The following is a 6,220-nucleotide window of genomic DNA, read 5'->3' on the forward strand; positions in this document are numbered from 1 at the left end:
AACAGGCCAGGTGTGCATGCCCAGCCGCACCTGTCGTCGATTCTGACGACGCACACGGTCGGCGCCAGTCGCGAGGGGATGGTCACGGCCCACCGGGGTGTGACGCTGGAAGTGCTGACCGGCATCGCCGCCCCGGCGGCCGCCGGCTACATGACTCCCTGTGAGCGCGCGATGGCCTATTCGGTGTCGAGAGCAGCACGCCGAGAACGGCTTCGGCGATGGCTGTCCTGGCCGACCTGTCGGCACCGGCCAGGACGAACGCGAGCCGCTCCACCGACTGACGCCGACGGGACGCCAGCACGAGTGTTCATGCGTCGCCCGCGGTTCGGCGTCTCACGGCCCGAGCCGGGGCCGACGTCGACCGTGGTGATCGGCGTGCCGGCCGGGCCCGTCGAACCGGGGCGATGAGGGGGTGAAGCGCGTTTGCTCAGTGATGCAACGTTATTCGGGGTGCAGTAGGACATAGTCGACGCGCAGGTGATGGCGTTCGGGATCGAGCCGATCGCACTCGGCGTGGCGTGAGCGCATGGCAGTCTTTGTCCATGGGGAAAGCAACACTGCTCCTCGATGTCCTGGGGTTCCCGCACCGCTGTCGCCGGTGCGGAAGCGAGCAAAACTGGGTATGGGCAGTTGAAGCGCGCGCGCTCGGGCGAGATGGCATGGTGGAGAACTCGGTCGCGGGCGGGCACGGGTGCGGCCGCAGCGGGTGCTGGCCGATAAGGCGGACCGCTGGTTCAGAGGGCCAGTGGTGCACGAGGACTGATGTTCTCGACCTGGCCGGGGACCCATCAAGGGGTGGTGCAGGGGCTGTTCCGACAGTGAGGAGTCATCTACCAGCGGTCGTGCTTCCGACTTCATCAACGAAGACAAACGCGACTTCGTCCCACTCGGCTGGACTTGGAGTCGGCTCGACATACCGGATCGCCCGATCGCCGAGGAAAGTCCTCACGGACAGATCGCTCGACGCGATGATGTAGTGCACGTGATGCAGCAACCACAGCGCGTCCCGGTGCCCAGTCATCAACTCCTGGCGTGTCACTGTCAGCGACGGTTGTGGTGTTCCGCCGCCGGACTGGAAGAACTGCTTCGTGAGCACGATCGTGTCGCTATTCAAGAAGTCAACGCGCACGGAGTGGCCCGTGTAATCCCTTATTTCCTTCAGTCGCTCGTAGGTCTCGGTGAAGTTGGACAGGTCACTCGTGGTGCCCAGATCGGCCGCGATCGAGACCACCAAGCGTGGACGCTCCGAGTCGCGAATACGAGAAGGTATCCCCTTCTGCTTCAGATACCACTGCATGCCCGGGGTTCTGCGAGCGAAGTACATTCCCACCAGGCCGTCGATGCTGTCCTGCACCTTCGCGAACTCACCCATCAGAACGAGCGCCAGGGTCCTCATATCGGAATCGTGTCCGATCTCCATATCTTCTCCGATCCACGGCGACGGCCAAGTTGACAGATGCGGGCCTTAGTACAGCCAGCTACGCGAACGACTGCAAACGAATATCGGGATATACATTCTCGGCCTTCTGTCGGAGTCCGACGTCAGCGAGCATGGCGGTCACATACGACTCGCTGACTCGGTGGATGTCGTCGGCCAGCGAGGGCAGATGGATACTGAGTGCCTTGACCGCCGACGGCACACTCGGCACAAACGACACAAGTTCAGGCTCGGTCGTCGGGTCGAGGACACTGAGTGTGAAGTGGTGCAACCGGATCGAGTCGACGTCGGTGAACTGGAGGCGCCAGGTGTAGGCGATGTTGGTCGTACTGTCGCGCACGAACGCCTGTCTGCCGAGGTGCATCAGCTTGTGCCTGAACAACTCGAGCGCCGCGCGATGCTCCTCTGGGCCTCCCACGTGCATGTAGCGGCCCAGGAAATCCGTCATCCGCCGCGTCTGTGGTGCGCCTCTTAGCGAGCCCTGCTCGAACACTGACAGGACATCGACCTGCGCCATGCATGTCATGAGGTAGCCGAAGTGCGCATGCCGAAAATGGTCCTTGTCATCGAAGAAGCGATTCCCCGCGAAGCAGCGCGCTAATGTCTCGACCTCGAACTTGAGCGCTGCCGAGTAGGCGAGAATCTCCTCGGCGATACCGTCTGCCTTCACGCTATGAGGATGCCAGGTCGCGCAAGCGATTTCCGCCCAGCTTCACTCCTCCGCGACGCCATTGCCTGGAGCGGGGTTCCTGGACGTTGAACCGTAGCGCCGTGGCGGCCGGAACGACCTCGGGCGCACCCGAGCTAGCGTCCTTGGCGAGGGCGGCCCTGTCGCTCTGAGGGCCGCTGCTCGTCGTCGGGTAGGGACACCGCCTGCCGCGAACACCACTGCCGCATCCAGATCCGCCCCTTTCCGTTGCCGGTCAACACCACGCACGTCACGAACGCGATCCATCCGCCCGAAGAGGTTCGCGCCCAGGCGTGCAAAGCACTGGTGTACTCCCGGTCAACGACAACCCCGTTTCGGACACGCAGCGGAACACCCCTGGCGAAGCTCTCAGGTGCCAGAATAAACTGGCCGAGGTCAATCATCACCCGACGCGGTGGATCGATGACATGGTACGAGGGCGGATCGAACTGATCGGCCCATTCCTCGAACATCCGTTCGCACTCTAGTAGCTGCAAGTGAACCGCGTCAGGACGGGTTGCCCGCGTGTCGCCCCGCGAGTCGAGGGCAGGATCAAAACTTCGCGCGGAAAGCGAGTGACCGCGGATAGGGTGCCGTACTTATGAGCAGCAGCGTAGAACTCAGCCCCGAGTGGACTGTCCGGCTCGAAAAGGTCCGTCAGGCCACCATCGTATGGCGCGGCTGGCTCGAAGGTACGAATGTTGCGGCACCGTCCAGCCCCATGTTTGGAGATGACCGCATCCACTCGAAGCGGCCTGTGTATCTCTACGCTCGGCAAGGCTTGGTGGCTGGGTCCGAGCACCTGCGTCTCATGATTGACGGTATTGACAACGTCGGATACCGGCCGCTCGGCTACTTCACCCTCGCACGTACCTCGCTGCTCGCGGCATCCCGAACGGTATGGATTCTGAGCCCCAATGAAAGGCGAAAGCGTCAGGAGCGTGCGCTGTGGGCGGCGTTCGAGGACATGCGCAATCTGGTGAAGTTCGTGAGAGTCAGCCCGCCCGATCCCACTGACCCGACGGCGATTGCGGCTCGTGACCACGTCGAGTCCGAAATGGACGAGTTGAAGCAGGTCGCCCTTCAGAAGTTGGGTCTCAACCTCCGAAGCCAGGATAAGCCGACGGAAACCAGTGTCATCGAGGCCGCGGCCGAGCATCTCGCCCCTGGCAACGGCGACACCGCACGGCGCATCACGCAGTTGTGGTGCACCCAGTCCGGCCACGCACATGGCCTGAGCTGGCCGACTCTTCTGCGGCGGCCGACCAGCACATTCGTCGGTGACGACGGTAGGCAGTACAGCAAGCATGAGGCCGACCCGAATGAGATCGTCGAGGCGGCCAGTGCAGCGATGCTCATGGTCAACGAAGCGTTCACTCTGTACGACCAGCGCGCGACGTCGCATCTCTGATCCTACGAGAGTAAAGGATTGTGATGACCGAATCCCTCACGCGCCGCACCACGCTAGGCCCCGCGCTCCAGCCGCCGACCTGCTCGGCGCCCGTGTCTCCGCACCACCGAGACGAGCATGGTTTGCCACTGCCACGGGTTCCGTCGGGCATGGGCGGCGACGCGGTTGGACGAGGGCCACCGGGTCGACCGCAAACGGGTCCATCGGTTGTGGAAGCAGGAGGGCCTGCAGGTGCGGACGCATCACCGACGTAAACACTCGGGTCTTCGTCGGTGCCGGCGGTCGAAGCGGACGCACCGAGGACGGTATGGGCGTAGGACTTTGAACGGCACCGCTCGGCGGCGCTGGGAGATTCCTCGGGACGGTGGCCCATGATGTTGAGTAATCGCACCTGCCGACCGGTCAGCCCCGCCGCGCGGGACTCGGCGACCAGCACCGTGATCACCCGCCGGATCGGGCCTCGCTTAAAATTCGAGGTGCTTCTCTGCACCAAGCAAGTCGATCTCGAAGACCCGGGGCCGAGCGTCGCGGTCGGTGGGGCGCAGTCGGCCACGTCGCTAGCGGCTAAAGGTGAGAAGCCACAGCTTTGTGCGACTTACCACCTGTTGCCGGTATAAGGTCGAGGCAGATGCCAAGCCCGCCTTCGAAAGGTGTTGAAGGGCTATGAACTGACCGCCACCGGAAATCTGGCAGATGGGGTCGGCATCCCGGGCTGTCGCGGATCCGCATCGATCGGCTATATTCCGGTGGTGCCCAGCACGGGGGCGCGGCTCGATGTTGTGGGTATCCGGCATGTCCTGCAACGAGTCTCAAGGACGCTTACCCTCCATACGTGTGCAGAGAAGCCGACTAGTTGCGCAGGATGCATGTACCTGCCTCTGGCTGCTGAGCCGGACAGCACGGAGGATGTGGCATGTCCGCGCTCGGAACTACCTCGCTCATGGTCTTGGTGCCTTGCGTTGTCGTCCTGACAAGGGCCGTTCGTGTAATAGTGATCGTGCGTACGGCGAAGTCCTTGGTGGAAGACTGTGATTCGGATCAACGAGCGGATTTGAGTGCTCGCTTGGTCAGTGTTCTCGCTGCGGGCCATCGGCCCTATCGGTCCTCACGCCGCGAGACTGCGGCACTTGGAGAATGGCATGACTAAGTCGTCGAACAGGGCGCAGACGGCAAGAATGTGTTCTGCTGCGACCGGTGCGAGCTACGTCGAGAGTCAGAGGTGGTTCGATCAGGGGCTGATCAGTCGGCAACGGCCGGTGCCCGAGGCGGCGACCACGGATCAGAGGAGACTCGAAGCCATTGCGGCGTGCGAACTGGCTGAAGCGTTTGGTGATAGCCAACTGGACGGAGCGCTACTAGGGATCCAAAAGGCCAACTCCGTGCAGGAGGGATTCCTGCGGCTCGAGCCGCATCCCGCAATGGCGTACGCGGTTGTTCACCGACTCCTGCCATACCACGACCATGACTATGGTGGACTACGGGGCGTTCCAGGGCTGCGTCCCCGCAGTCTCAAAGACGGACTGCTCGTGCTCCTTGATTCCTTGTCGACCGCTGGTCTAGTCCTACGGGTGCCATCTGGTTTCTCGTTGCGCACCGTTTCATCCGACGACGGCGACTATGACGCGATCTGGCACGACCATCCTGACTCAACCCATGAGAGTGAAGAGGCCTACCTGCACAGTTGGTCGAGAAGCTTCGACGCTGCCGGAGCGCGGCGTCGTGACCTCGTCTTCAGTCGATTGCTGAGGAGGCCCGGCATATTGCGGCGGATAGGAACTACACACGGTTTGGCGCACACGTGGTCGCACTGGTCGAGGGACATCGTCATCGAATGGTGCTGCGGGGCTTCCGAGTCGGAGGTGAAGTTCCAACTAGGCAAGAGTGGTTTCACCGACGAGTTGGATGGCGTCGAGGTCGATGAACGCGAGTCTGAGCGCGGGATATGGTGGGGTGATACCGGACTCGATTTGAGGCACGTTTCAAGTTATGTGCCTGACGAGGATTGGTCGAGTAATATCGCTGCAGGCTACAAGATCGATGCAGTTCGGGGCCGGTACCCTTTCCTGCATCGCCACCCTCCGAACTTGCGAAAAATAAGTTCCGCTCACCTTGAGGTGATGACTCAAGCCTTGTTTACGAAGATGGGCTGGGGCTCGCCTGCCCCAAGCCCCGTCGATACGGGCGAAGAGTTTGTTCTGACCGATGACTCATCGGAGCACAGGATTCGCGTCGTTCAGATCAAGCACGTAAGCAACGCGATAGGAGCAGGCACGGTCCTATCATTCGTGGACCTCGTGGCTCGCAGGGGGTTCGATGAGGGCATCCTCGTGACAACAGCTCGGTTCACGCCGTCTGCTCGTGCATCGTCCGTCCGACACAGGCGAATTCAATTAATTGACGGTGATGGCCTGGTCGAGGCGATGGCAAAGCACCTCGGTATCGCCTTGACTCTGTAAAGCTCCTCTTTACGTTGCTTCGGCTCTGGTCGGTCAGAGCCGCGGATCTGTCCACTGGGCTCGCTGTGTGTGCTTGTGTTGAGGGGATCGGCACGGGATCTTCGCTAACTCATGCTGGTCGGTCGTTCTAAAAGGCTGGGTGATCGGGCCATATCCTGTACGGCACGCATCGTCGTGATCTCGTGCAAGCCTTTTCCAGGTCTATGCCGGATTAGGATTGGCCTGTC

At 62.0% G+C, this 6,220-nt stretch carries 6 protein-coding genes; 3 read left to right on the top strand and 3 right to left on the bottom strand.

Annotated features, from left to right (window positions below; translation table 11 throughout):
* A partial coding sequence (locus ABZW96_RS37010) for a hypothetical protein (RefSeq protein ID WP_355081488.1) occupies nucleotides 1-408 on the top strand: 408 nt, incomplete at its 5' end.
* 418 nt (nucleotides 409-826) lie between these two features.
* On the opposite strand, the gene ABZW96_RS37015 is transcribed toward ABZW96_RS37010, so the two are convergent.
* The 3 genes from ABZW96_RS37015 to ABZW96_RS37025 all read right to left on the bottom strand — a co-directional run bounded on the left by ABZW96_RS37015 (nucleotide 827) and on the right by ABZW96_RS37025 (nucleotide 2,599).
* Nucleotides 827-1,420, bottom strand: a complete 594-nt coding sequence (locus ABZW96_RS37015) for a hypothetical protein (RefSeq protein WP_355081490.1) — start codon at nucleotides 1,418-1,420, stop codon at nucleotides 827-829.
* A 58-nt stretch (nucleotides 1,421-1,478) separates the two neighbouring features.
* Nucleotides 1,479-2,108, bottom strand: coding sequence for a hypothetical protein (locus ABZW96_RS37020; RefSeq protein ID WP_355081492.1), 630 nt, complete (start codon nucleotides 2,106-2,108; stop codon nucleotides 1,479-1,481).
* A gap of 134 nt (nucleotides 2,109-2,242) precedes the next feature.
* On the bottom strand, nucleotides 2,243-2,599 hold the full coding sequence (locus tag ABZW96_RS37025) for a hypothetical protein (RefSeq protein ID WP_355081493.1): 357 nt from the start codon (nucleotides 2,597-2,599) through the stop codon (nucleotides 2,243-2,245).
* 128 nt (nucleotides 2,600-2,727) lie between these two features.
* Here ABZW96_RS37025 and ABZW96_RS37030 point away from each other — a divergent pair, with 128 nt between their 5' ends.
* Both ABZW96_RS37030 and ABZW96_RS37035 read left to right on the top strand, forming a co-directional pair.
* Nucleotides 2,728-3,537, top strand: a complete 810-nt coding sequence (locus ABZW96_RS37030; RefSeq protein WP_355081494.1) for a hypothetical protein — start codon at nucleotides 2,728-2,730, stop codon at nucleotides 3,535-3,537.
* 1,139 nt (nucleotides 3,538-4,676) lie between these two features.
* Nucleotides 4,677-5,993, top strand: coding sequence for a restriction endonuclease (locus ABZW96_RS37035; RefSeq protein WP_355081496.1), 1,317 nt, complete (start codon nucleotides 4,677-4,679; stop codon nucleotides 5,991-5,993).
* The last annotated feature ends 227 nt before the right edge of the window (nucleotides 5,994-6,220 follow it).

This window comes from Nocardia sp. NPDC004168, from assembly GCF_040610355.1.
Taxonomy (GTDB): Bacteria; Actinomycetota; Actinomycetes; order Mycobacteriales; family Mycobacteriaceae; genus Nocardia; species Nocardia sichangensis.